Below are 21,668 nucleotides of genomic sequence, written 5' to 3' on the forward strand. Positions count from 1 at the left end.
AGCCAGAGGGTGACTCTGGGTCGAGACAGGGATGGCAGCGCGGTGGCACGGCTCCCCAGCGAGCGCATCGAACTGGTGGAGGGCCGAAGCGACGGGAACAGCGCGTCGCCAGGGACCGTGCGCACCCGAGTATTGTGGTGGTTAATATGTATTTACTACCACAATACTATGGAAACTACTGACACCATAGATACTACAGATACAAAAAATACAATCAATACTATCGGTCCAGCAGGGACCACTGCTGTCGAAGCAACGATACCAAGCGCCGGTCACGGCAGAGGGTGGCTTAGCTCAGAGTTTGTGTCGGAAGGCGTGGAGGACGTTCTGCCCGGTTTCGGTCAGTTCGACCTGTTTCGTCCGGCCGACATCGCTGACCGCGATGTACCCGTCTTCGACCAGCGGGTCGACGATGTTGGCGTTCAACAGCGCGAACTTCGCCTTCTCGTTTGCCGGGTCCGCGTCGTCGATGAACGAAAGCCCGGCGTCCTCGGCGAACCCGATGAGGTCTGACTTCTTGGCGGTGTAGGTGTCCGTGTTCGTCCGCTTGAGATAGTCCAGTACTGCGACCTGATCGCGGGAGATGGCTTCGATGGGGTACGACGGGAGGACCTCCGCGCGCTCCATCCCGCGAGTGAGTGGCTCCGCTGAAATCGGCGGGACGTGTTCCTCGGGATGGACGTAGTAGGCCGTCGCCGCCGTCGCCATACACGCGATGGCGCTTCCGATGGCCGCTACTTTCGGCCCGCTGGAGACGTTGACGCGCACGATATCTTCCGGATGGTCGGCGGTCAGCGTCGTCACGACCGCCAGCACGTCGTAGAGGTCATGTAGATCCGCGCAGTGCAGGTCGACACTCACGCCGTTGGCGTCCAGTTCTTCGACGAGCGCCTGCTGGTACGGCGTCAGCCGTGACGGCTCCGTCGTCGCTGTGAGAAGGTACACGTCGTCAGCGTTGTGCTGGTGAATCGGTTCGGCAATCCGGTCGCGTTCGTGCCCCAGCGGCGCGATGTGTATCTCCCGAATCTGGTCCATGCGAGAATGACGCGCCCCGCACAGCTATTGGTCTTGCCATCTCCGGGACAGACCTCTCCTGTGGCACGACCGTCGGATTACCGACCTGGCCGTGAACGGAAAATGATCGCGCTGCGCTCACGGCGCTGCCGTTCGCGCATACCGAGGTCGCGGGGCGACCTCGCGTTAATCGTCCGCTTCTGTGAACCGGACGCTCGCGCCGAGAACACGCAGAGCGGTCCGCTGGCGCTCACGGCTATGCCGTTCGCGCATACCGAGGTCGCGGGGCGACCTCGCGTTAATCGTCCGCTTCGATATCCGACCGCGTCTGATCCAGGTACGGCAACTGCGAGGCCGTCTCCTCGATAGCGTTCTGGTTGGCCTTCATCAGCGCCGTCGTGTCCCAGTTGCCCTCGACGAGGGCCTCACGCTGGGCGCGGTCGACGCTGACGTTGACCTCGTTGTCACCGTAGGTGACCGTCTCCGCCCGCACGTCGACTTCGATTTCGCCGTCGGGGTTGTCGTCAACCCACTGCTGGAGTGCGTTGATCGTCTCGTGGTCGGCGGTGACCGTCGGGATGCCGAGCGCGAGACAGTTCCCGGCGAAGATCTCGGCGAAGGACTCGCCGATGATGGCGTCGATGCCCCAGCGCATGAGCGCCTGCGGCGCGTGTTCGCGGGAGGAGCCACAGCCGAAGTTGTTGTTGACGACCATCACGTTCGAGTCCTGGAACCGCTCCTCGTTGAACGGGTGGTTCTTCTCGTTGTCCTCGTCGTCGAACCGCAGGTCGAAGAAGGCGAACTCGCCCAGACCGTCGAAGGTGACGACCTTCATGAACCGCGCGGGGATGATCTGGTCCGTGTCGATGTCGTTCCCGCGGATCGGGATGCCAGTGCCTTCGACGTAGTCGACCGACGGGATATCCTCGGTGGGGTCGGTCACGCCAGATTCACCTCCTTCAGGTCGCGCACGTCAGAGACCTCGCCAGTGATAGCCGCGGCGGCCACCATCCGTGGGTTCATCAGGACGGTCCGGCCGTCCTTGCTGCCCTGCCGACCGACGAAGTTCCGGTTGGAGGAGGAGGCACAGGCCTCGTCGCCTTCCAGCTGGTCCTCGTTCATGCCCAGACACATCGAACAGCCGGCGTTGCGCCACTCGAAGCCGGCTTCCTCGAAGATGTCTTTCAGGCCTTCTTTTCTGGCTGCCTCCTGAACCCGCTGGCTGCCGGGGACGACGAACGCTCGCACGTCGTCGGCGACTTCGCGGCCCTTGACGATACGGGCCGCGCGGCGCAGGTCAGGCAGTCGAGCGTTGGTACAGGAACCCAGGAAGGCCACGTCGATATCGTACCCTTCCATCGTCTCGCCGGGCTCGACGCGCATGTGGTCCTGAGCGCGGCGAGCGGTGTCGACCTTGTCGTCGGCCAGGTCCTCGGGCTCTGGAATCGGGTCGTCGATGCCGATGCCCTGGCCGGGCGTGGTGCCCCATGTCACGACCGGGTCCAGTTCGCTGGCGTCGATTTCGACGACGTCGTCGTATTCGGCGTCGTCGTCCGAGCGGATGGACTCCCAGTACGGCTTGAGTTCCTCGAACTTCTCGGGGTGCTCCTGGAAGTAGTCCGTCTCTTCGAGCCACTCGTAGGTGGTCTCGTCGGGGTTGACGTAGCCCGCGCGAGCGCCGCCCTCGATGGACATATTACAGATGGACATCCGGCCTTCCATGTCGAGGTTCTCGATGGTCTCGCCGGCGTACTCGTACACGTAGCCGACGCCGCCCTCGGTTCCGAGCCGGCGGATGATTTCGAGGATGATGTCCTTGGCCTCGACGCCCTCGTCGAGTTCGCCGTTGACCTCGATTTTGCGGACCTTCTGTTTCTCCATCGCGATGGTCTGGGTCGCCAGCACGTCCCGAATCTGGCTGGTCCCGATACCGAACGCGAGCGCACCGAACGCACCGTGGGTGGAGGTGTGGCTGTCGCCACAGACGATGGTCTTGCCGGGCTGGGTGATGCCCTGCTCCGGGCCGATGACGTGGACGATCCCCTGATCGCCCGTCGTCGGGTCGGAGAACTGGATGCCGGCGTCGCGGACGTTCTCTTCGAGTTCGGCCATCATCGTCTCGGCCGCGTCGTCGCTGTAGGGCCGGTCCTGGTTCGCGGTCGGCACGATGTGGTCGACCGTCGCGTGGGTCAGGTCCGGGCGCGCGACTTCGAGACCGCGCTCTTTGAGCATCCCGAAGGCCTGCGGGCTGGTGACCTCGTGGATGAGGTGCAGGCCGACGAACAGCTGGTCCTGGCCGTTCGGCAGGGTCGTGACTTTGTGCTGGTCCCATACCTTGTCGTACAGCGTTCCCTGGCTCATACTGTCTCGTCCCGCCCTTCAGTTCCGCGTTCGTACGCGCGAGTGACACCCTCATCGGGTGCTTCGTGGTCGATGTCTTCCATCGTCTCGTCAGTCTCCTCCTCCGCGTCGCGTTCGCCGCCGTCGGCGGCCACGACCGGGCCGCGGCGGAACACCGCGCCGAAGGTCCCGTTCGTCTCGGGGTGGGTGTGCTCGATGCTGCCCATCGTTGTGCGCGATTCGCTCTGCTCGTCGTCCGTCGTATCCGTGTGTTCGTTAGTCATCTGCTGGGGCTTCTGTCTTCTCGGCGTCGGCGTCCTCACCCCACGCGAACAGGTCGCGCAGGTTCTCGCCGACGGCTTCGATCTGGTGGTTCTGTTCTGCGTCGCGGTACTGCTTGTAGGCGGGCCGGTTAGCCTGGTTCTCGTTGATCCACTCGCGGGCGAACTCGCCGTTCTGGACCTCTTCGAGAATCTGCTCCATGCCCTCGCGGTCGATGACCTCTTCACCGCGGGTGAGACCGCCGTACTCGGCGGTATCGGAGACGGAGTTCCACATGCCCATGTGGCCGCCCTCGTACATCAGGTCGACAATGAGCTTCAGCTCGTTCAGACACTCGAAGTAGGCCATCTCCGGCGCGTAGCCGGCGTCGACCAGCGTCTCGAAGCCGGCCTTGACCATCTCGGTGACGCCGCCACAGAGGACAGCCTGCTCGCCGAAGAGGTCCGTCTCGACCTCTTCCTGGAAGGAGGTCTCGATGACGCCGGCGCGGGTGCAGCCGATGCCCTTCGCGTAGGCCAGCGACTCTTGCTTGGCGTTGCCGGTCGCGTCCTGATAGACCGCGATGAGACCGGGCGTCCCCTCGCCGCGCTCGTAGGTCCGGCGCACGAGGTGGCCCGGCGATTTGGGCGCGACCATCGTCACGTCGACGTCTTCCGGCGGTTCGATCTGGCCGTAGTGGATGTTGAAGCCGTGCGCGAACTGGAGCGTGTCGCCGGCGTCCAGTTCGTCCTCGATGGCCTCGTAGACGGCCGGCTGAATCGTGTCAGGCACGAGCATCACGACGCGGTCCGCCTCGCCGGCGGCCACGTCGGGCGTCTCGACGCGGAGGCCAGCGTCCTCGGCGTCGGCCCACGACGACGAGTCCTCGCGGAGGCCGACAATCACGTCGACGCCGGACTCGTGGAGGTTCAGCGCGTGGGCGTGTCCCTGTGAGCCGTAGCCCAGCACGGCTACGGTTTCGTCGTCGATAGTCGATACGTCAGCGTCCTCGTCGTAGTAGACTGTTGTGGTAAGTTCGTCAGACATCTTTCTCTAGTGTTTTCGGGCCGCGTTCCAGTGCGGCGGCCCCGGTTCGCACGATCTCCTGCACATCGAACTGCTTGAACGCCTCGATGGCGGCGTCGATTTTCTGCTTGCTGCCCGTGATTTCGACGGTGACCGAATCGGTCGACGCGTCGACGGCCTGGCCGTCGTACATGTCGGCAACGGCGTTGACGTCGTCTGGCTTCTCGCCGCTGACTTTCACCAGTGCGAGCTCTCGCCGGACGGCCTCGCCTTCGAGTTCCCTGACCGAGATGACGGGCACGAGCTTCCGCAGTTGCTTTTTCGCCTGGTCGATTCCCGGTTCCGGTTCCTCGATGAGAATCGTCATCCGGGCTGTGTCGTCGTCGACCGTTGGCCCGACGGTGAGGCTTTCGATGTTGAACTGGCGTCGGCTGAACAGCGCCGACACCTCCGAAAGCACGCCCGGTCGGTGCTTGACCAGCGCTGACAGCACCGCCTGTCGCGGCTCGTGAGTCACTTCGGCCTCGGGGTCGACGCGGATGCCCTGCATGTTGCGTCGGCCCTTCGGGCGCATCCGTTCGTCCGGCGCGGGGCCTGGCATTCCTCCAGTCATTGTTAGATCATGTCCAGCTGGTCTTCGTTGAGCGCGAACTGGCCGTTGTCACCGCCGCTTGGCACCATCGGGAAGACGTTCTCCCCGGGGTCGATGTGGGCGTCGATGACGCTCGGGCCGTCGTAGTCGCGTGCTTCCTGTATCGTTTCCTCGACGTTCTCGTAGGATTCGAGCGTGAACCCGCGCGCGCCGAAGGCCTCGGCGAGCTTGTCGAACTGCGGAATCCACGGGTACTCGGAGGCCATCCGGCGACCCTCGTAGAAGCCGTCCTGCCACTGGCGGACCATCCCGACCGCCTCGTTGTTCAGGACGACGTAGGTGATGTCCAGTTGCTCCCGAACGGCGACCGAGAGACCCTGGACGGTCATCAGGAACGAGCCGTCGCCGTCGAAGCAGACGACTTCCTGGTCCGGCGCGGCGAGTTTCGCACCGATAGCGGCGGGCACGCCGTAGCCCATCGTCCCGAGGCCGTGGGAGGAGACCCACGTCCGGGGCTCGGTGTACTCCCAGAACTGGGAGGCCCACATCTGGTGCTGGCCGACGCCGGTACAGACGATGGTGTCGTCCGGCGTCATCTCCGAGAACTGCTCGACGACGTACTGGGGCTTCAGCGGCTCGTCGTCGGGCGTATCGTAGTCCATCGGGTACTCGTCTTTCCAGGTCTGGCACTGGTCGCGCCACTCGTCAGCGTCCGGCGCGCGCGGCATCGCGTCGAACAGTTGCCGGAGCACTTCCCGGGCGTCGCCGATGAGCGGGTAGTCGGCGTAGACGTTCTTGCTGATTTCCGCGGGGTCGATGTCGACGTGGATGACCTCCGCGTCGGGCGCGAAGGAGTCGACGCCGCCGGTCAGGCGGTCGTCGAAGCGCGTCCCGATAGCCAGCATGCAGTCGGTGTTGCTAATCGCCATGTTGGCGTAGCCGGTGCCGTGCATCCCGGCCCACTCCAGCGAGAGTTCGTGGTCCTCTGGGAAGGAGCCGATGCCGGGCATCGTCGTGATGACCGGGATATCGTACTCCATGGCGAACTCCCGGAGCGCGTTCGAGGCGTTCGCCTTGATGACGCCGCCGCCAGAGAGTATGACGGGGCGGTCGGCCTCGGCCAGCGCCTCGGCGGCCTCCTGGACGTTCCCGTCGTCGGCCTCCTCTGGCACCTCGTAGGTCTCCGGTGTCTCCGGCCTGCCGGGTTCGACCTCGGTCTCGCCCTGGGTCACGTCCTTCGGCAGGTCGACCAGCGTCGGCCCCTGCCGACCGGCGTCGGCGAGCGCGAACGCTTCGCTGACGTCGTCGCCGACGGTGTCGGAGTCGGCGGCGAAGTAGCTCTCCTTCGTGATCGGCTGGGTGATGCCGACGGTGTCGGTCTCCTGGAAGGCGTCGTTGCCGACGAACTCCGTCGGGACCTGGCCGGTCAGCGCGATGACCGGGTCCGAGTCCATGTTGGCGTCGGCGATGCCGGTCACGAGGTTCGTCGCACCGGGGCCGGACGTCGCGAAACAGACGCCGGGGTCGCCGGTGACGACGCCGTACGCGTCCGCCGCGTGTGAAGCCCCCTGTTCGTGGGCCATCGTGACGTGGTTGATGTCGGAGTCGTACAGCGCGTCGTAGACGGGCATGATTGCGCCGCCCTGAACGCCGAAGACGTAGTCTGTCCCGGCGTTTTCAAGCGCACGGATGACCGATTGTGCGCCCGTTGTGACTGGTTCCTGTTCGGTCTCCGACTCTGTTTCTTCCGCTTCCTTGGGGACGGATGCGCGTTCGCTCATCGTGTCAGCCCTCCGTCTGTTCGTGTTCGGGGTCGATACCGCGGTGATGTGTATGCTGCGTGCATGACTGGTGACTCTGTGGTGTTCAGGCGAATCGATTCGGCCGGGGGTGAAAATGTGAAATGAGGGGCTATAGTGCCCCTACAATACGCACGCCGAGAATAGCGGTCGCGGTGCTGGCGGGTGGTCGAACCTGACGCCCAGCAGCCGCGGTCATCACATCCAAATGCAGTTCGTCCCGAATAATAAACGTTCTGTGATAGCCGTTGGCGGACAGCCGCTCGGAACCGGGTACTCACCGGTAGCTGCTCACTCGTAGTGACGGCCGGAAGCGAGGTCATCGACCTACGCCCGGACCTCCTCGCTTTCCTCGGTCACGCCGATCTCCTCGGCGAACCGTTCGAGCACCGACATGGTGACCTGTTCCTCCGCGCCGTACTCCTTGACGCGGCGGGTCACTTCTCGGACCTCCGCCTCGGTCGGGTCGTAGCCCGCGTCGACGAGCCGCTCCCGAACCGAATGGGCTCCGGTGTGCTTGCCGAGCACGAGTTCGCGCGTGGCCCCGACCATCTCGGGGGTCATGACGCCCGGCTCGAACGTGTCGGAGTTCTCGATGACGCCGGCGGCGTGGATACCGCTCTCGTGGGAGAAGGCGTTGCGCCCGACGACGGGCTTGTTCGCCGGCACCCCGATGTCGGACTTCTCCTCGACGATCCGCGACAGCTCCGTGATGCGGGTGGTGTCGATTCCGGTGTCGACGTCGTACAGCGACTCCAGCGCCATCACGACCTCTTCGTAGGCCGCGTTGCCGGCGCGTTCGCCGATGCCGTTGACCGACACCTGCGCCTGACTGGCTCCGGCCTCGAAGCCGGAGATGGCGTTGGCTGACGCCAGTCCGAAGTCGTCGTGCGTGTGCACGTCGATGTAGGCGTCGGTGCAGTCGTCGACGATCTCGATAAGGTCGTAGAACCGCCGCGGCGTGGCGACCCCACAAGTGTCCGGAATGTTGATCCAGTCCGCCCCCGCCGCGGACGTAGCCTCGATGACTTCGACGAGGAAGTCCTCGTCAGTCCGAGTCGCGTCCATCGGCGAGAACATGCACTCGACGCCCGCGTCTTTGATCATCTCGACACAGTCGACGGCGGTGTCGAGCGCCTCCTGCCGGGTCGCGTGCATGGAATCCTGCAACTGTACGTCCGACGTCGAGACGAAGGTGTGGACCATGTCCACACCTGAATCCAAGGCCGCCTCGATGTCTTTCTCGACCACACGCGCCAGTCCGCAGGTCGTCACTCGCGTGGACTCGGCGATGTCCCGAACTGCCTCGAACTCCGCGTCGGAGTTGACGGGGAACCCGGCCTCGATGACGTGGGTGCCCATCTCGTCGAGCAGCGCGGCTATCTCGCGTTTGTCCTCGTAGTTGAACGACGTACGTGGTGACTGCTCACCATCGCGCAGCGTGGTGTCGAAAATCCGTGCGTCTGTTATCTCAGACGTGGAATCCAGTGTGCCCTGGAAGAACTCGATCCGCCGGAGATTCCGACGTGCCCTCGTTGTTGGACATAAGCACCTGTATCTGGAGGCTTCCACTATTTATACTTGTTCATAAGGCGGGGAGACGTGCACACGGCACACGGTTGCGACCGCGGCCAGAGCGACTGCCGCGCGTCAGACGGTTTGGGGAGGATTTTTGCTCTGTCCGCGCATGGATGTGGCTATGAGCGATTTCGAGGGCCTGGACCTGCAGGCCGTGGAGGACCAGATGGACGAGGACCGGGACGGGGCCGGCAGCAACCGCGTCGTGCTGGGCGTCCTCGACGGGTCGGAACCGCCCGAGCAGTGGGTCAACACCATCGAAAACGGGTCAGTCCTGGTTCTCAACGTCGAAGGCGACCTGAACGAACTCGCCGCCGGGTTCGCCCGGCCGGTCCGGGAGGCCGGCGGCGAACTGATGCACTTCCGCGGCTTTCTGGTTGTGACGCCGCCGGGCGTCAGTATCGACTCCGAGCGGCTGGATTGACTGGCAATACAGACGGTGTCCTTCGTGCAGTCCTGCTGTAGACGACATGGTTCTAGGGCGAGCGTATCGAGCACAGCGGGGTTCGGCGTCTCAGGCACCGGGCAGTAGGTGCCACGATCGTTCAAGGAGAGAGAAATCGCTGCAGCAGTCCGTGCCACACGCGGATACCCCGGTCCCACGCTTGCCAGTAGGTGTCGAAGAACCGGGGCGAACCCCTGTCAGTGTGGCTCGGTCGGGTCGTGATCTGGGCGTGGCAGTCCGGACAGCGGTAGTGCGTGCCGCAGTGGCGCTCGACCACCATCCAGTCGCCGTCGTACCTGCTCTGGTGCCCACAGTCCGGACAGAACAGCGTTGCCTTCGGCGGAACGTCCTGCTCGGTCCGGGAGTCAGTCGGGGACATCCTCGGGTGAAACGTGGCCGCCGACACGAAAAGAACCTGCCTATGAGGAGTCTATACAGCTACTAATACGGGGGTAGTCATTATATTCGCTTCCAGCGGATTCAACCCCGGTACCACTGGCCCGCTACGCCAGCATCGGTGGCCCGCTACGCCGACACCGGCGGGTGCCTACGCCGACACCAGCGTCAGATAGTGACCGTCTCGGTCCCTGATTCGGACGCCGTCCTCGACCGAGGTGACCGAAAGCGCGTCGTCAGCGACTTCCCTGGCCGTCGATTTCGGATCTTCGGCGACGACGCCGAAGTCGACGTGAACCCCGCCGCGGGCGTCGGCGATGCCGAGCCGCGGTGACCACAGTTCCAGATCGAGATCGCCGGTCGAGAGCCGAACGCGGCCTTCGTCGCGGCCGTCGTCGACCATGTCGAACCCCAGCGAGGTGTAGAACGCCACGGCCGAGGACAGGTCCTCGACTTCGAGGACGAGTTCGAACAGGCCGGTGACGCCATCGCCGTCGACCGCCCGCTCGCCGAGTTCCACGCAGTTGCCCTGCGGGTCGTAGAAGTACAGCGAGCGCGCGTCCCCGAAGGTGTGTTCGACCAGGTCGAAGCGCTCGTCCAGCCGGCCGTACCAGTCGTCGTACTCCCGCTCGGGAATGGTCAGTGCGTAGTGGGTGTGGAGCCCGCCGCGCGGAACCGTCCCCGGCGCGCGGAGCCTGAGTTCGGTGTCGCCGGCCGCGAGCACGGCCTCGTCGGGAGCCTCTGAGAGTACGTCGAGTTCCAGAAAGGCCTCGTAGAACGCCGTTGCACGGTCCGGATACTTCACCTCCAGTGTGAGCCAGGCGGGCGATGAGAGCATATCGGCGCTTCGAACGCCACCGACAAAGCCCCTGTGGACGCCGTTTCGGAGGCGAAACAACCCCAGCACGCGAGTTTCCCGTTCTCGACCATTTATTCACGTCAGGCCCGTACTGAGGCGTATGCCAACCAACACTCAGGACGAAACGGCAGCGTGGCTGGAGACGAACCGCTGGGAGCGCGGCGTGAGCTACATTCCGTATCCCGACGAAATGATGGTCCGGGCGAGTCACGTCCTCGGGACGGATGCCGGCGTGTTCGTCGTCGACCCGATAGACGTCGACGGTATCGACGACCTGTTCGCCGAGTTCGGCGACGTGGCCGGCGTCGTCATCCTGTTAGACCGGCACAAACGCGACAGCGCCGCCGTTGCGAACCGACACGACGTGTCAGTGTACATCCCCGAGTGGATGTCGGGTGTCGAGGAAGACATCGACGCGCCGGTCGAACGCATGCACCGACAGCTGCCAGGCACGGACTACGGCGTCCACAAGATTATCAAGAACACGTTCTGGCAAGAGGCCGCGCTGTATGGCGACGAGGACGATACGCTGGTCGTCCCCGAGGCAGTCGGGGCGGCGGACTACTTCCTCGCCGGTGACGAGCGACTCGGTGTCCACCCAATGTTGCGCCTGTTCCCGCCGAAGAAGCTCTCTCGGCTGGACCCCGAGCGGGTCCTGGTCGGACACGGGGAGGGCGTGATGGAAGGTGCCGCCGAGGACATCGCGTACGCGCTCCGCGGGTCGCGCGGCCGGACGCCGGGCCTGTACGCGAAGAACCTCAAGTCGCTCGTGCTCGGCTAAACCGACGGAAGCGACGCCGTTTTACCCGGCCCGTGCGAAGGAGTGGCGTGGTCTACGTCACACGCGGACTCGTCGAGACGCTGTTACGGCTCGCCAGCGAAGCCGAACCTGACGACGTGACGATTTCGCTGGCCGTCACGCCGGCCGGGGAGCTCCCGGATGCTGATTTGCCGGACGAGACGCCGGTTTTCACTGATTTCTATCTCCCCTCAGCCGGGGCCTCGGTGAAGGCGGTGTTCGGCGTCGACCTTGGAACGCCGGCCGGCCAGACACAGGGCCGGTTCGTTTCCCACCCCGACGGGTACATGGGCGTCAGCAAGACCGACGACCTGCACGAGGTCATCTTCGTCGGCATCCCGCCGTGGGATATCGACGCCTTCGGGGCCTTCGACAGAGCCGGGCAGGAACAGGAGGTCACGGTTCTCGACGTCGAGCCTCCGGAAAAGTATCCGCAGTAGCGTTCCGTCTCCGGAGCGGTTACTCCAAGTAGCCCAGGTCCCGCAACTGGTCGGTGATATCCTGGAACTGCGCTTCGGTCAGTTCGCCTTCCCGCTGGTGCTGGACGACGATACTCCTGAGCAGGAACCGAACGAGGTCGGAGGTGCTGGAGAAACTCGTCCCTTCGATCGTCTCTTCGACGCGCTCCGCGAGGTCCTTCGGAATCGATACTGTGGTGTAATCGGACATATCGGCACGGAGGCATGCCGGCGGGATATGCGTTGTGTCCCAGCTTACCGCGGGTCCGTGGCCTCAGTGTCGAACTGGCCCATCGTGGCGTGATTGGTCGGCGAGAACATCTTCGGCGCACGGCGGGACTTGCTCTCCGCGTCGTCGAAGGGCAGCGTGGTTGTCGGGTACGAGTCGTCGTTTCGGGGGGTCGTGATTCGTGTTGTCATCCTGGGGGTCGTGTCGGCCGTCGTCGGTAGTTCGTGGGCGGTGCAGTGTCGGGTCGGCGCGAAAGGCGTACGTCGGATACAAGCATTGGGTACCCCCACCTTTCGACCCATTCATAATAAATGTTCATGATGGAGTTGCGGGAAATATAGGTGCATGGTAACAACCATCTTGGCAAAAGATGCTACATATTGAGACGGTGACCAGATGGAACGGCGCTGAAACGACCGGCTCAGACGACCAGCCGGACCTCGTAGTCGGTCAGGTTCTCGTACCCGTCGGCAGTGACGACGGCGATGTCCTCGATTCTGACGCCGCCCACGTCGGGGTCGTAGAGGCCCGGCTCGATAGTGACGATGTGCCCCGGTTCGAGGTCCCCACCGTTCGGTGACAGCTGTGGGAGCTCGTGGACGTCCAGCCCGACGCCGTGGCCCGTGCTGTGGATGAACCCCGTCTCCGTTCGTTCGTCGTCGCGCAGCGTCGGTTCGCCGGCGTCCTCGTACACGTCACAGACAGCGTCGTGTACGTCTTTGCCGGTCGCACCGGGTTCCAGCGCGTCGAACGCCGCTTCCATCGCCCGCTCAGTGAGGTCGTACCACTCGCGCACCGCGTCGCTCGGCTTGCCTTTGACGAACGTCCGCGTCATGTCGGCGTGGTACTTCGTCGTCTTGTCCTGCGGGAAGATGTCGATGATGACGGGCTCGTGAGCGACGAGCGGCCCGCTCCCGCGGTCATGGGGGTCCGCGGCGTCCGCGCCGCAGGCGACGATAGTCTCGTCCAGTGAACAGCCGTGTCGGAGCAGCGTCACCTCGATTTCCTCCTTCACGCGCTCGCTCGTCAACGTCTCGCCGTCAACTTCGAGCGTGTCGTCGGCAGCGATTTCCGCCGCTTCGAGCAGCGATTCGGCCGCCTGCATCGCCGCTTCGTTGGCCCGTTGTGCCGTCCGGATGTGGTCGATTTCGGTCTGGGTCTTCGTCGCGCGGATTTCCGTGACGATGCCGTCGGTGTCGGCCGCTACATTGACACCACGTTCCCGCAAGCCGTCCGCCGTCCGGAGCGGGAACCGCGGCGGCACGGCCACGCTGTCCACGTCGTAGGCCGCGAGGAAATCCGCGAGGACGTGTGAGACTGCCTCGTCGGGGCCGTACTCCTCGACCTTCCCCTGGTGGTCGAAGTCGACGTACCGCTCGACGGTCTCGGCCCGCGACTCGCGCTTCGCCCGGCCGAACTCTAGACTCCGCGGGAAGAGCAGATGCGTGTCGCCGTCGTACAGTGTGATGAACGGGTCCGGGGCGTCGAAACCGGAGAGGTAGTACTGGTCTGACGCCTCGGAATCCGCGTCGATGAGGTAGCCGTCGACGCCGGCGTCGTCGAGATACGCGTCCAGTGCGGAGAGGTCTGGTTCCATACGTGCCAGTCTGGCCCCCATCCCCATATACGTCTCCCACTGCGCCGCTCCGTATCCCGAGATGTGCCGACGAATACCATACCGATGCAGTTTGGCCGCCCATTTATTGACGCTCCAGCCCCTCAATACTAGTAATGAGTGACTTGTCCGGTGAAGACGTGACCGTCGTTGGCGGCGGCATCGGCGGCCTCTCCGCTGCGTGCTACCTGGCGGACGCAGGCGCGGAGGTCTCGCTGCTGGAGAAAAACGAGCAGCTCGGTGGGCGCGCCTCCCGACTTGAGGTGGACGGGTTCCGGTTCGACATGGGTCCGTCGTGGTACCTGATGCCCGACGTGTTCGAGCGGTTCTTCGCGTACTTCGGCAAGGAGCCGCGGGATTACTACGACCTCCAGCGGCTCGACCCCCACTACCGCATCTTCTTCAAAGACGGCGACCAAATTGACGTGACTGGCGACAACGACCAGATGGCCCGGAAGTTCGAAGAGTACGAGCCCGGCGCGGGCGAGGCCTTCCGGGACTACCTCGCAACGAGCGAACGGCACTACGAGACGGCGATGAACAAGTTCGTCTACGAGGACCGCTCGGAGCTGCGCGACTGGATTGACCTCGACGTGATGACCGCCGCTCCGGTCGGGCTCCAGCTCATCGGCTCGATGCAGGGCCACGTCGAGGACTACTTCGAGCACCCGAAGCTCCAGCAGATCATGCAGTACACGCTGGTCTTTTTGGGTGGATCGCCCCGGACGACGCCAGCCCTCTATAATATGATGAGCCACGTCGATTTCAACCTCGGCGTCTACTACCCCGACGGCGGCGTCGGTGCGGTCGTCGACGGTCTGGTCGAACTCGGCGAAGAACTCGGCGTCACCTACGAGACCGACGCCGAGGTCGACGAAATTTCCCGGCGCAAAGAGGGGTTCCTCGTCGAGACGGTTCACGGCGACACCACCCATCCCGACGAAGTGGTCGTCAACGCCGACTACGCCCACGCCGAGCAGGAGCTCCTGCCAGAACACGAGCGCCAGTACGACGACGACTACTGGGACGACAAGACCTACGCGCCGTCTGCCTTCCTCATGTACATGGGCGTCGAGGGCGACGTGGAGCCGCTGAAACACCACACGCTCGTCCTGCCGACGGACTGGGACCCCCACTTCGACGATATCTTCGAGGAGCCGGCCTGGCCCGACGACCCGGCCTATTACCTCTGTGTCCCTTCGAAGACCGACGACAGCGTCGCCCCCGACGGCCATTCGAACCTGTTCGTCCTGGTTCCAATTGCGCCGGGGCTGCACGACGGCGACGAGATCCGCCAGGAGTACCGCGAGAAGATTCTGGCCGATATCGCCGACAACACCGGCGTCGACCTGCGCGACCGAATCGTCTACGAGAAGCAGTTCGCCGTCTCCGACTTCGGCGAGCGGTACAACGCCACCGAGGGCACGGCACTCGGTCTGGCACACACGCTCCGCCAGACGGCCCTCTTGCGGCCCAACAACCGCTCGTCGGCCGTCGACGGCCTCTACTTCACGGGGTCGTTCACGACGCCCGGCATCGGCGTGCCGATGTGTCTCATAAGCGGGGAGCACACCGCGGAGGCGCTCATCGAGGACATCGCCTGAGTAATGCCAGAACTCCCGACCGACCGCATCGAAGCCGTCATTCCGCCGGAGGAGACGCTGGTGGGGTACCTGTTGCGCCTCTCCCGACCGCGCTTCTGGCTCTACCTCGGCGGCCCGGTCATCGTCGGCGTCAGCTACGCGGCCGACGGCCCGAACGAGCTGTTCTCGCCGCTGGCTGTCGCGCTGTTTCTGTACTTCACCATCCCCGGGAACGTGTTTCTCTACGGCGTCAACGACATCTTCGACGCCGACATCGACGAGCACAATCCCAAGAAAGACGACGGCCGGGAGGTCAGCTATCGCGGGGACAGCGCCGTCACAGCCATCGTCGTCGCCAGCGGCGCGCTCGCGTTGCTGTTCGTCCTTGGGCTGCCGATGCTCGGTGTCGTCGCCCTGCTCGCGTGGGTGGTGCTCTCGGTGGAGTACTCGGCCCCGCCGCTGCGGTTCAAGACGACGCCGTTTCTGGACTCCATCTCGAACGGCCTGTACATCCTGCCCGGTGTCATCGGCTACGCCGCTATCGAAGGCGTTGCCCCGCCAGCGACGGCGGTCACCGGGGCGTGGCTGTGGGCGATGGGGATGCACACCTTCTCCGCGATTCCCGACATCGAACCCGACCGCGAGGCCGGTATCCAGACGACGGCGACGTTTCTGGGCGAGTCAAACACCTACTACTACTGCGTGATGTGCTGGCTCACGGCCGCGTTCGTGTTCACGTACACGCACTGGGTGTTCGGCCTGCTGCTGCTCGTCTACCCCGGCCTCGTCTTCGGGATTCTCGGTATCGGCGTCGACATCGACGAGGCGTACTGGTGGTATCCCGCGATCAACACCGTCGTCGGCATGGGTTTCACACTCATCGCCCTGTGGGTGATGCTGTATGGCTAGCGGCGAAGACCGGACCATAGCGGGCTGGACACTCCCGGAGACGAGGACCGACGCGACCGCGCAGTTCGACCAGTTCGTCACTGAGAACCGCTTTACCATCGCCGTCGTCTTCCCGCTCGTCGGCGCGGTGACCTTACTCGCAAGCGCCGAGGGACTCTTACCCGACCCGCTCGCGTTCAACCCCTACTTCGTCCTCTTTGGGACGTTCGTGATGCGATTACCCCTCGTGGCCGGCGTGTTCCCGCTCGTGGACCGCCGGGCCGGGCTGGCGCTGGTCGCGCTGACACTCTATTCCTACGGCATCGAACTCGTCGGCGTGCGGACCGGCTGGCCCTACGGCGAGTTTACGTATGGCGTCGACCTCGGTCCGATGCTTCTGGGTGAGGTGCCGTTCGGGCTCCCGGTGTTTTTCTTCCCGCTGGTCCTGAACGCCTACCTGCTCGTCCTGCTGTTGCTCGGCAACAGAGCGGCGTCAGCCGCGGTGCGGCTGCTGGCGACACTGGCGACGGTGATGCTCGTCGACCTGGTGCTCGACCCTGGCGCTGTGGCAATCGGCTTCTGGATTTACGAGACGCCCCAGTTCTACGGCGTCCCATGGCAGAACTACGCCGGCTGGCTCCTGTCGGGGTCGGTCGCCGTCCTGCTGTTCGACCTCGGGTTCGACCGCGCGGGGCTCCGACGGCGGCTCCGGGACTGCCCGTTCATGCTCGACGACCTGGTGAGCTTCGTCCTGCTGTGGGGCGGTATCAACCTCTTTTACGCGAACTGGGTGCCGGTCGGCCTGGCCGCGCTGCTGGGGGCCGGCCTCCTCTGGACGGACCGCTTCGACTTCGACCTCTCGGAGACGCGACTCGGCCGTGCCGTCTGGCGGTGAGTCCTGTTGGCACGCCGTCGCTCCGCCGACCACGACCGAGGAGACAGGCCAAGCGTTTAAGCGAACGCGTAGGTAGGAGGACGTATGGAGCGAATCCCGTTCGGAATCCGGCAGCTCGACTCCATCATCAACGGTGGAGCGCCCGCCGGGAGCGTCGTCCTGCTCTCCGGCGAGGCCGGCGCTGGCTCCCGGGAGTTCATGCATACGAGCGCACTCATCAACGGGCTCGAACAGGTGGACGGGGAGCTACACGACCTCTACTACGGCGACCGCTCGGCCGACGCTGTTGCCCCCGAAGAAGTCCACTACATCTCTTTTACCGCAGGCGAGGCGCAGCTGGTCAGCGAGATGCGGCTAGCGATGGACGACGACGTGGTCGACAAGGGGAGCCAGGCGGTCGAGTTCCACGACCTCTCGGAGCGGTACTTCCACATCAGTCCGGTGCCGCGGGACTGGTACGCCAGCGAAACCGCGTCAATCACCGACCTCCGGGCGCGCCACGAGCGGGAGGACCTGCTCGGCACGCTCGGCATGGTCCTGAACGAGGTGGCGACGGGGAACCTCGTCGTCATCGACTCGCTATCCGACCTCGTCAGCGCGACGGACGAGGAAGTCAGCTGGTCGGACATCAGCTCGCTCGTCCAGGGAATCCAGAAGGCGGCCCACCAGTGGGGAGGCCTCATCCTCTTACACGTCAATCCGGAGACGCTGTCGTCGGTGCAACACGGGCAGCTCGTCGACGCATCTCACGGCACGATGGAGTTCGCGTGGGAGTCCGGCGGTTCCACCCGGGCCCGGACCCTCGTCGTCCAGCAGTTCCGCGGCGTCCTCTCGCAGATAGAGGACGAGGACATCGTACAGTTCGAGACCGAACTGGGCGATGCCGGCTTCGATATCAGCGACGTTCGTAAGATTCGATAACGATAGTCAGCGAACCACCCTCTGTAACTGTCGACAGAAAACAACGAGCGGCGTGCTGACGGTTCGCTCCCGCTCTCGGTATCTGAAATCGGCGGTAAACCCTTATCAGTCTTGTTCGTCAAGGGTGTCGTAATGTCCTCCGAGTCGACTGATGACGGAGGAGTGTACGTCGAGCTATCTGCAGATCTAGACGAGTGGCTGACCGAGCAGGCCGAGACGCTCGGCGTGCCTCGCGACGCCGTCATGGAGCAACTGCTGGCCGCATACATGACAGCGGCCGATTCGGACGATGGGATTGACGACCTCATTCAGCCATCGGCGGACGAGTTGGATGCCGTCGTCGCCGCGACCGTGGACGAGAAGCTGAACGGCTCAGTCGAAGCGGCGACCGAGAGCGCTGTCAGTTCACAGCTCCCCGACATCGTCGACACGGTGGAACGCCAACTCACCGAGCGGTTCGACGCGCTCGAAGCGGACTTTCAGACGAAAATCGAAGACGTTCGCGAGCGCGTCGTGCAGGTCAAACGGGAGGCCGACGCGAAAGCGCCGGCCGACCACGGCCACGAGGAGTTCGACCGTATCGATGCACTCACACAAGAGATCGAAGATATCGAGGCGGAACTCGCCGCGCTTCGGGGCGACGTGACCGAGTCGCTCGAAACAGAGAACGAGCGAGTCGCTGACATCGACAGCCGACTCGACGATGTCGAAGACAAACTCACCCGCGTCGCCTGGGTCGTCAGCGACCTCCGCGACGACCAGGGCGGCCGGGACCAGAATCAGAAAGCGGTCGACCGGCTGAAACGCGCCGCGGCCCAGGAGAACATCTCGACGGCACGCTGTTCGAACTGTGACGAGCAGGTCGAGATCGGACTGTTGACCGAACCCCAGTGTCCACACTGCAACACGACGGTGTCGGACGTCCGGCCCGAGGGCGGCATTATCCGCTCGAAGGCGCGGCTGGTGGCCGCAGCACAGCTTGAACCGGGCGAGACCAATGAGTGACGACGAGCAAGACCCCTTCGAGGAGCTTGACCCGGGCGACGACCGCGAGGGCGACCCGTTCGAGCGTCTCGGTTCGGAGCCTGACGACGCGGACGGCTCGACAGACGCACGCCAGCCACCCGACGACGGGTGGCCGGGCAGCGAACCGAGCGACGAACCGGCCGACGGTGCGTCCGAGGCGGAACCCGATGCAACCGATGCTGACGACCTGCTCTCGGCCGTCGACACGGAAGAGTTCCGTTCGGATTCGGCAACTGAATCAGACAATCCCCTTTCCGGGTCATCACCCGACCCGGACGACCCCTTTTCGGAAATGGACAGCCGCGGCGACGACCCCTTTGGAAGCGGTGAGAGCGTATTCGAGCGGGTCGACGTCGATCACATCGACGCGGACAAGGTGTGGGCGGAAATCGCTGCGGACGACGATAGCGAGACCACGCCGGAGAGCCGGTATGCGGAGGTGTCGAAACACCGCTACTGCGAGCAGTGTGAACACTTCTCCGCACCGCCGAACGCACACTGCACGAACGAGGGGACCGAGATCATGGAGTTCCTCGACATGGAGACGGTCCGGCTGCTTGACTGTCCGGTCGTCGCCGAGCAACACGAGATCGAGGACGAGCAGTAACGGCTTTTTGCCTCGATATCCGACGAGCGTGTATGCAGTTTTGCGACGACTGTGGCTCGATGATGCACGGCGACGGTGACGAGATGGTCTGTCAGTCCTGTGGCGCGCGGGTCGCGAAAGACGAGGACCGCGCGGCCGAGTTCGTCAGCACGGACGAACAGAGCGGCGACGAACTGATAGAGACCGAGGAGGGTTCGAACTTCGAGGGCAAGCCGACGGCTGACGACGTGACCTGTGAGGAATGCGGACACGGGAAAGCGTGGTACACGATCAAACAGACCGGGTCAGCCGACGAACCGCCGACGCGCTTTTTCAAGTGCCAAGAGTGTGGCCACCGATGGCGTGAGTACAACTAGAGCAACGAATCCAGAATCCGGAGCTCTTCCTCCTCGGATATCTTGTCGGAGTCCATACACGCGTGGACGACCTTGTGGACGAGTTCGGGGTCCTGAAACGGCTGTGGCGAGCCGCCGCCGTCGGTGACGGTTTCGACCTGGCCTTCGAGTTCGGCCAGTTGCTCGGAGAGGTCCTCGACGGTCGACTGGAACGTAGTCAGCGTGGTGTTCACTTCGCCGGCCGCTGTCTCGACTTCCGTTGGCGAGCGGTCGCCGTCGTCGGACGCAGTATCAGGGCCTGACGCTTGACTGTTGGCTCCGTCGGGGTTGTCTGTTGACTCCGGCGATTGGGTATCGGGTGCCTGGGTTGCTGAATCGTCCGATATCGTCGCTGGTTCGGCTTCTCCGTCGCTGAACACAGCGTTTGCGAACGCTTCTCGGTTCGCCCAGTCGAACCCGTCGATTCCGTTGACGCGGTTGCTCACCGTCGAAGCGGTGACGCCGAGCTTCTCCGCGAGGTCTCGCTGGGATGCGGTGGGGTGTTTCTGGATTGCTCGGATCGTCTCACGTTCTGTCGATGAGAGGTCCGCAGGGGCGGGGTACGACTGCGACTCGGCTGACGGTTCACTCTGTGACTGGTCGGCCGTTTCCGTCTCGTCGGCCTCAGCCGGGTCGCCGTGTTCCTCAAGAACTCGCTCGACCAGTTCCGCTGTCGCACTCGGTACTTCGGCCGCAAGCTCTGCGATGGATGCCTCGGGGTTCTCAGCCGCTACATCGAGTATTTGCTTGTGACGCATCGATTTAGGGGCCGTTCGGCCATTCGTTGATTTGCTCATTGATATCACCACGTAGGGATGGTACCGCCACCCGATCCCCCAACCTGATACACATTTGACTGAAACCAATGGAATTGTCAAAAGCTTTTGGTTAGTCACAAACATTAATTAAGATGTTATTTAATCTGACATCGCCTGCCTCATCAGCGACACAGACGACCCAGATCAAGGAGACAGGTCTATTCCGGGCCGAACTGGAAACAGTCGGTCAAAACTGAACCCGTGCCTTCTGAAAGCATTTATCGGGGGCAGGGCAACGCAGAGCCATGTACCGCCGTCGTGTTCTGGCACTCTGCGGACTGGCTATCACCGGTGCAGGATGTCAGGGTGAAACCGAGGACACCGGGTCAGTGACGCCGGTGCCGTCACCGGCCGTCAGCGAACCCGATACTGGGTCGCCGCCCGGTGTGGCTGTCACGGACGCCGTGGTGGCGCCGGGCGTCGTGATTCCCCGCACTGACTCTATCAGCGTTGAACCGACAGCCGGCCAGTTTCTCGTCCTCACGACGACCGTCGAGGGCTCGGGAGTGGACCGGGGCGCGTTCTCGCTCAGATTCGACGGGTCGACGTACAGCCCCGAGACGTTCAGGAACGGTCTGTATCGCGACGGCGAGTGGGGCCGACAGTTCACCGAGGCCGGCGGGCCGCTGGTCTTTGACCTGCCCGAAACCGGTTCAGCCAGCGACACCCGACTGTCCTGGCCCGGCGGGGAGTGGACGCCGCCGAAGACAGTTCAGAACAGACTCGAAGCACCGTTGCCGTCGTTCGACGTTACTCTCGACGGACCGGAGCGCGTCACTGAGCCAGCCATGCCGACGCTTGAGATAACAGTCACGAACGCGGGCGACACTGCGGGTCGGTACGTCCTCGCACTCAACCGAACCGGCCCGCGAGTCGCCTACGCGCCTGTCGGCCGGTTTGATAGGGTACTGGAGCCAGGAGAAACAGCGGGCATCACGCACGACGCTAAGACACCGTACGTCGACGATACGGAGCCGCGTGAAGTCACGTATCATCTGCGGGCCCCGGACGATAACAACGACGTGACACACCGGATCAAGCCGGTCGACGAGGAAACCGCGACAGAGTCGTAGCGACTCATCGGTTCGAAAGCCGTCTTTCCGTCGCAGAAAGTCACCGGGCAGCCGTGTGTTGGCGCAGGAGCG

General features: G+C 64.0%; 25 protein-coding genes. 11 read left to right on the forward strand and 14 right to left on the reverse strand.

All coding sequences use genetic code 11. The features are described 5' to 3' along the window. Positions 1 to 294: 294 nt before the first annotated feature. The 8 genes from C442_RS09690 to C442_RS09725 all read right to left on the reverse strand — a co-directional run bounded on the left by C442_RS09690 (position 295) and on the right by C442_RS09725 (position 8,604). Positions 295 to 1,035 carry an HFX_2341 family transcriptional regulator domain-containing protein gene (locus C442_RS09690; protein WP_008309964.1) on the reverse strand — a complete coding sequence of 247 codons (741 nt, stop codon included), beginning with the start codon at positions 1,033 to 1,035 and terminating at the stop codon, positions 295 to 297. Positions 1,036 to 1,312: 277 nt separating this feature from the next. Further along, positions 1,313 to 1,957, reverse strand: a complete 645-nt coding sequence (leuD, locus tag C442_RS09695; protein WP_008309966.1) for a 3-isopropylmalate dehydratase small subunit — start codon at positions 1,955 to 1,957, stop codon at positions 1,313 to 1,315. Continuing rightward, on the reverse strand, positions 1,954 to 3,375 hold the full coding sequence (gene leuC, locus C442_RS09700) for a 3-isopropylmalate dehydratase large subunit (protein ID WP_008309968.1): 1,422 nt from the start codon (positions 3,373 to 3,375) through the stop codon (positions 1,954 to 1,956). Before leuC ends, leuD begins: the two co-directional genes overlap by 4 nt. Next, positions 3,372 to 3,638 carry a hypothetical protein gene (locus tag C442_RS09705; protein WP_008309970.1) on the reverse strand — a complete coding sequence of 89 codons (267 nt, stop codon included), beginning with the start codon at positions 3,636 to 3,638 and terminating at the stop codon, positions 3,372 to 3,374. The genes leuC and C442_RS09705 overlap by 4 nt, the downstream gene beginning before the upstream one ends. Continuing rightward, entirely contained in the window at positions 3,631 to 4,662 is a 1,032-nt protein-coding gene (gene ilvC, locus C442_RS09710; RefSeq protein WP_008309972.1) for a ketol-acid reductoisomerase, read from the reverse strand. Before ilvC ends, C442_RS09705 begins: the two co-directional genes overlap by 8 nt. Continuing rightward, positions 4,655 to 5,242, reverse strand: a complete 588-nt coding sequence (gene ilvN, locus C442_RS09715; protein WP_008309974.1) for an acetolactate synthase small subunit — start codon at positions 5,240 to 5,242, stop codon at positions 4,655 to 4,657. Before ilvN ends, ilvC begins: the two co-directional genes overlap by 8 nt. Before the next feature lie 14 nt (positions 5,243 to 5,256). Further along, positions 5,257 to 7,014 (reverse strand): biosynthetic-type acetolactate synthase large subunit, encoded by a 1,758-nt coding sequence (ilvB, locus tag C442_RS09720; protein ID WP_008309977.1) that lies wholly within the window; start codon positions 7,012 to 7,014, stop codon positions 5,257 to 5,259. 345 nt (positions 7,015 to 7,359) lie between these two features. Continuing rightward, positions 7,360 to 8,604, reverse strand: coding sequence for a LeuA family protein (locus C442_RS09725; RefSeq protein WP_008309980.1), 1,245 nt, complete (start codon positions 8,602 to 8,604; stop codon positions 7,360 to 7,362). Positions 8,605 to 8,731: 127 nt separating this feature from the next. Here C442_RS09725 and C442_RS09730 point away from each other — a divergent pair, with 127 nt between their 5' ends. Next, positions 8,732 to 9,034, forward strand: coding sequence for a DUF5779 family protein (locus tag C442_RS09730; protein WP_008309982.1), 303 nt, complete (start codon positions 8,732 to 8,734; stop codon positions 9,032 to 9,034). A 121-nt stretch (positions 9,035 to 9,155) separates the two neighbouring features. Here the strand turns inward: C442_RS09730 and C442_RS09735 are convergent, their stop codons facing one another. Both C442_RS09735 and C442_RS09740 read right to left on the reverse strand, forming a co-directional pair. Continuing rightward, positions 9,156 to 9,434, reverse strand: a complete 279-nt coding sequence (locus tag C442_RS09735) for a hypothetical protein (protein ID WP_008309984.1) — start codon at positions 9,432 to 9,434, stop codon at positions 9,156 to 9,158. 168 nt (positions 9,435 to 9,602) lie between these two features. Further along, positions 9,603 to 10,289, reverse strand: coding sequence for a VOC family protein (locus tag C442_RS09740; protein ID WP_008309985.1), 687 nt, complete (start codon positions 10,287 to 10,289; stop codon positions 9,603 to 9,605). Between the two features lie 121 nt (positions 10,290 to 10,410). On the opposite strand from C442_RS09740, the gene C442_RS09745 reads away from it, so the two are divergent. Both C442_RS09745 and C442_RS09750 read left to right on the forward strand, forming a co-directional pair. Then, positions 10,411 to 11,091 (forward strand): hypothetical protein, encoded by a 681-nt coding sequence (locus C442_RS09745; RefSeq protein WP_008309986.1) that lies wholly within the window; start codon positions 10,411 to 10,413, stop codon positions 11,089 to 11,091. 47 nt (positions 11,092 to 11,138) lie between these two features. Then, positions 11,139 to 11,549 carry a hypothetical protein gene (locus tag C442_RS09750; RefSeq protein ID WP_008309987.1) on the forward strand — a complete coding sequence of 137 codons (411 nt, stop codon included), beginning with the start codon at positions 11,139 to 11,141 and terminating at the stop codon, positions 11,547 to 11,549. 19 nt (positions 11,550 to 11,568) lie between these two features. On the opposite strand, the gene C442_RS09755 is transcribed toward C442_RS09750, so the two are convergent. From C442_RS09755 to C442_RS09760, 3 genes are all read right to left on the reverse strand, one after another. Then, positions 11,569 to 11,778: a ribbon-helix-helix domain-containing protein gene (locus C442_RS09755; RefSeq protein ID WP_008309988.1), complete on the reverse strand. Its 210-nt coding sequence runs from the start codon at positions 11,776 to 11,778 to the stop codon at positions 11,569 to 11,571. A 44-nt stretch (positions 11,779 to 11,822) separates the two neighbouring features. After that, positions 11,823 to 11,987, reverse strand: coding sequence for a hypothetical protein (locus C442_RS22120; RefSeq protein ID WP_008309989.1), 165 nt, complete (start codon positions 11,985 to 11,987; stop codon positions 11,823 to 11,825). A 230-nt stretch (positions 11,988 to 12,217) separates the two neighbouring features. Continuing rightward, entirely contained in the window at positions 12,218 to 13,393 is a 1,176-nt protein-coding gene (locus C442_RS09760) for a M24 family metallopeptidase (RefSeq protein ID WP_008309990.1), read from the reverse strand. Between the two features lie 134 nt (positions 13,394 to 13,527). Here C442_RS09760 and crtD point away from each other — a divergent pair, with 134 nt between their 5' ends. From crtD to C442_RS09795, 7 genes are all read left to right on the forward strand, one after another. Beyond that, positions 13,528 to 15,015 (forward strand): carotenoid 3,4-desaturase, encoded by a 1,488-nt coding sequence (gene crtD, locus C442_RS09765; RefSeq protein WP_008309991.1) that lies wholly within the window; start codon positions 13,528 to 13,530, stop codon positions 15,013 to 15,015. 3 nt (positions 15,016 to 15,018) lie between these two features. Further along, on the forward strand, positions 15,019 to 15,903 hold the full coding sequence (locus tag C442_RS09770) for a prenyltransferase (protein WP_008309993.1): 885 nt from the start codon (positions 15,019 to 15,021) through the stop codon (positions 15,901 to 15,903). Then, positions 15,896 to 16,777, forward strand: a complete 882-nt coding sequence (cruF, locus tag C442_RS09775; protein WP_008309995.1) for a bisanhydrobacterioruberin hydratase — start codon at positions 15,896 to 15,898, stop codon at positions 16,775 to 16,777. The genes C442_RS09770 and cruF overlap by 8 nt, the downstream gene beginning before the upstream one ends. An 84-nt stretch (positions 16,778 to 16,861) precedes the next feature. Further along, on the forward strand, positions 16,862 to 17,698 hold the full coding sequence (locus C442_RS09780; protein WP_008309997.1) for an RAD55 family ATPase: 837 nt from the start codon (positions 16,862 to 16,864) through the stop codon (positions 17,696 to 17,698). Between the two features lie 132 nt (positions 17,699 to 17,830). Further along, complete coding sequence (locus C442_RS09785) at positions 17,831 to 18,703, forward strand: hypothetical protein (protein WP_008309999.1); 873 nt, start codon at positions 17,831 to 17,833, stop codon at positions 18,701 to 18,703. Next, complete coding sequence (locus C442_RS09790) at positions 18,696 to 19,331, forward strand: hypothetical protein (protein ID WP_008310002.1); 636 nt, start codon at positions 18,696 to 18,698, stop codon at positions 19,329 to 19,331. The genes C442_RS09785 and C442_RS09790 overlap by 8 nt, the downstream gene beginning before the upstream one ends. Positions 19,332 to 19,363: 32 nt before the next feature. Then, entirely contained in the window at positions 19,364 to 19,687 is a 324-nt protein-coding gene (locus tag C442_RS09795; RefSeq protein WP_008310004.1) for a transcription factor S, read from the forward strand. Here the strand turns inward: C442_RS09795 and C442_RS09800 are convergent. Continuing rightward, positions 19,684 to 20,463, reverse strand: coding sequence for a winged helix-turn-helix domain-containing protein (locus C442_RS09800; protein ID WP_008310006.1), 780 nt, complete (start codon positions 20,461 to 20,463; stop codon positions 19,684 to 19,686). The two genes, C442_RS09795 and C442_RS09800, sit on opposite strands and share 4 nt — an antisense overlap. A 305-nt stretch (positions 20,464 to 20,768) precedes the next feature. On the opposite strand from C442_RS09800, the gene C442_RS09805 reads away from it, so the two are divergent. Next, positions 20,769 to 21,596, forward strand: a complete 828-nt coding sequence (locus C442_RS09805) for a hypothetical protein (protein ID WP_008310008.1) — start codon at positions 20,769 to 20,771, stop codon at positions 21,594 to 21,596. The last annotated feature ends 72 nt before the right edge of the window (positions 21,597 to 21,668 follow it).

The sequence above is a fragment of the Haloarcula amylolytica JCM 13557 genome (genome assembly GCF_000336615.1).
Taxonomy (GTDB): domain Archaea; phylum Halobacteriota; class Halobacteria; order Halobacteriales; family Haloarculaceae; genus Haloarcula; species Haloarcula amylolytica.

What these genes read in the sequence shown, in the direction of transcription:
- C442_RS09780 (WP_008309997.1), top strand. Translation starts at nt 16,862, where the DNA reads ATGGAGCGAATCCCGTTCGGAATCCGGCAGCTCGACTCCATCATCAAC.
- C442_RS09740 (WP_008309985.1), bottom strand. Translation starts at nt 10,289, where the DNA reads ATGCTCTCATCGCCCGCCTGGCTCACACTGGAGGTGAAGTATCCGGAC.
- leuC (WP_008309968.1), bottom strand. Translation starts at nt 3,375, where the DNA reads ATGAGCCAGGGAACGCTGTACGACAAGGTATGGGACCAGCACAAAGTC.
- C442_RS09785 (WP_008309999.1), top strand. Translation starts at nt 17,831, where the DNA reads ATGTCCTCCGAGTCGACTGATGACGGAGGAGTGTACGTCGAGCTATCT.
- C442_RS22120 (WP_008309989.1), bottom strand. Translation starts at nt 11,987, where the DNA reads ATGACAACACGAATCACGACCCCCCGAAACGACGACTCGTACCCGACA.
- C442_RS09805 (WP_008310008.1), top strand. Translation starts at nt 20,769, where the DNA reads ATGTACCGCCGTCGTGTTCTGGCACTCTGCGGACTGGCTATCACCGGT.
- ilvC (WP_008309972.1), bottom strand. Translation starts at nt 4,662, where the DNA reads ATGTCTGACGAACTTACCACAACAGTCTACTACGACGAGGACGCTGAC.
- C442_RS09735 (WP_008309984.1), bottom strand. Translation starts at nt 9,434, where the DNA reads ATGTCCCCGACTGACTCCCGGACCGAGCAGGACGTTCCGCCGAAGGCA.
- C442_RS09760 (WP_008309990.1), bottom strand. Translation starts at nt 13,393, where the DNA reads ATGGAACCAGACCTCTCCGCACTGGACGCGTATCTCGACGACGCCGGC.
- C442_RS09795 (WP_008310004.1), top strand. Translation starts at nt 19,364, where the DNA reads ATGCAGTTTTGCGACGACTGTGGCTCGATGATGCACGGCGACGGTGAC.
- cruF (WP_008309995.1), top strand. Translation starts at nt 15,896, where the DNA reads ATGGCTAGCGGCGAAGACCGGACCATAGCGGGCTGGACACTCCCGGAG.
- C442_RS09755 (WP_008309988.1), bottom strand. Translation starts at nt 11,778, where the DNA reads ATGTCCGATTACACCACAGTATCGATTCCGAAGGACCTCGCGGAGCGC.
- C442_RS09745 (WP_008309986.1), top strand. Translation starts at nt 10,411, where the DNA reads ATGCCAACCAACACTCAGGACGAAACGGCAGCGTGGCTGGAGACGAAC.
- crtD (WP_008309991.1), top strand. Translation starts at nt 13,528, where the DNA reads ATGAGTGACTTGTCCGGTGAAGACGTGACCGTCGTTGGCGGCGGCATC.
- ilvN (WP_008309974.1), bottom strand. Translation starts at nt 5,242, where the DNA reads ATGCCAGGCCCCGCGCCGGACGAACGGATGCGCCCGAAGGGCCGACGC.
- ilvB (WP_008309977.1), bottom strand. Translation starts at nt 7,014, where the DNA reads ATGAGCGAACGCGCATCCGTCCCCAAGGAAGCGGAAGAAACAGAGTCG.
- C442_RS09730 (WP_008309982.1), top strand. Translation starts at nt 8,732, where the DNA reads ATGAGCGATTTCGAGGGCCTGGACCTGCAGGCCGTGGAGGACCAGATG.
- C442_RS09705 (WP_008309970.1), bottom strand. Translation starts at nt 3,638, where the DNA reads ATGACTAACGAACACACGGATACGACGGACGACGAGCAGAGCGAATCG.
- C442_RS09770 (WP_008309993.1), top strand. Translation starts at nt 15,019, where the DNA reads ATGCCAGAACTCCCGACCGACCGCATCGAAGCCGTCATTCCGCCGGAG.
- C442_RS09690 (WP_008309964.1), bottom strand. Translation starts at nt 1,035, where the DNA reads ATGGACCAGATTCGGGAGATACACATCGCGCCGCTGGGGCACGAACGC.
- C442_RS09790 (WP_008310002.1), top strand. Translation starts at nt 18,696, where the DNA reads ATGAGTGACGACGAGCAAGACCCCTTCGAGGAGCTTGACCCGGGCGAC.
- C442_RS09800 (WP_008310006.1), bottom strand. Translation starts at nt 20,463, where the DNA reads ATGCGTCACAAGCAAATACTCGATGTAGCGGCTGAGAACCCCGAGGCA.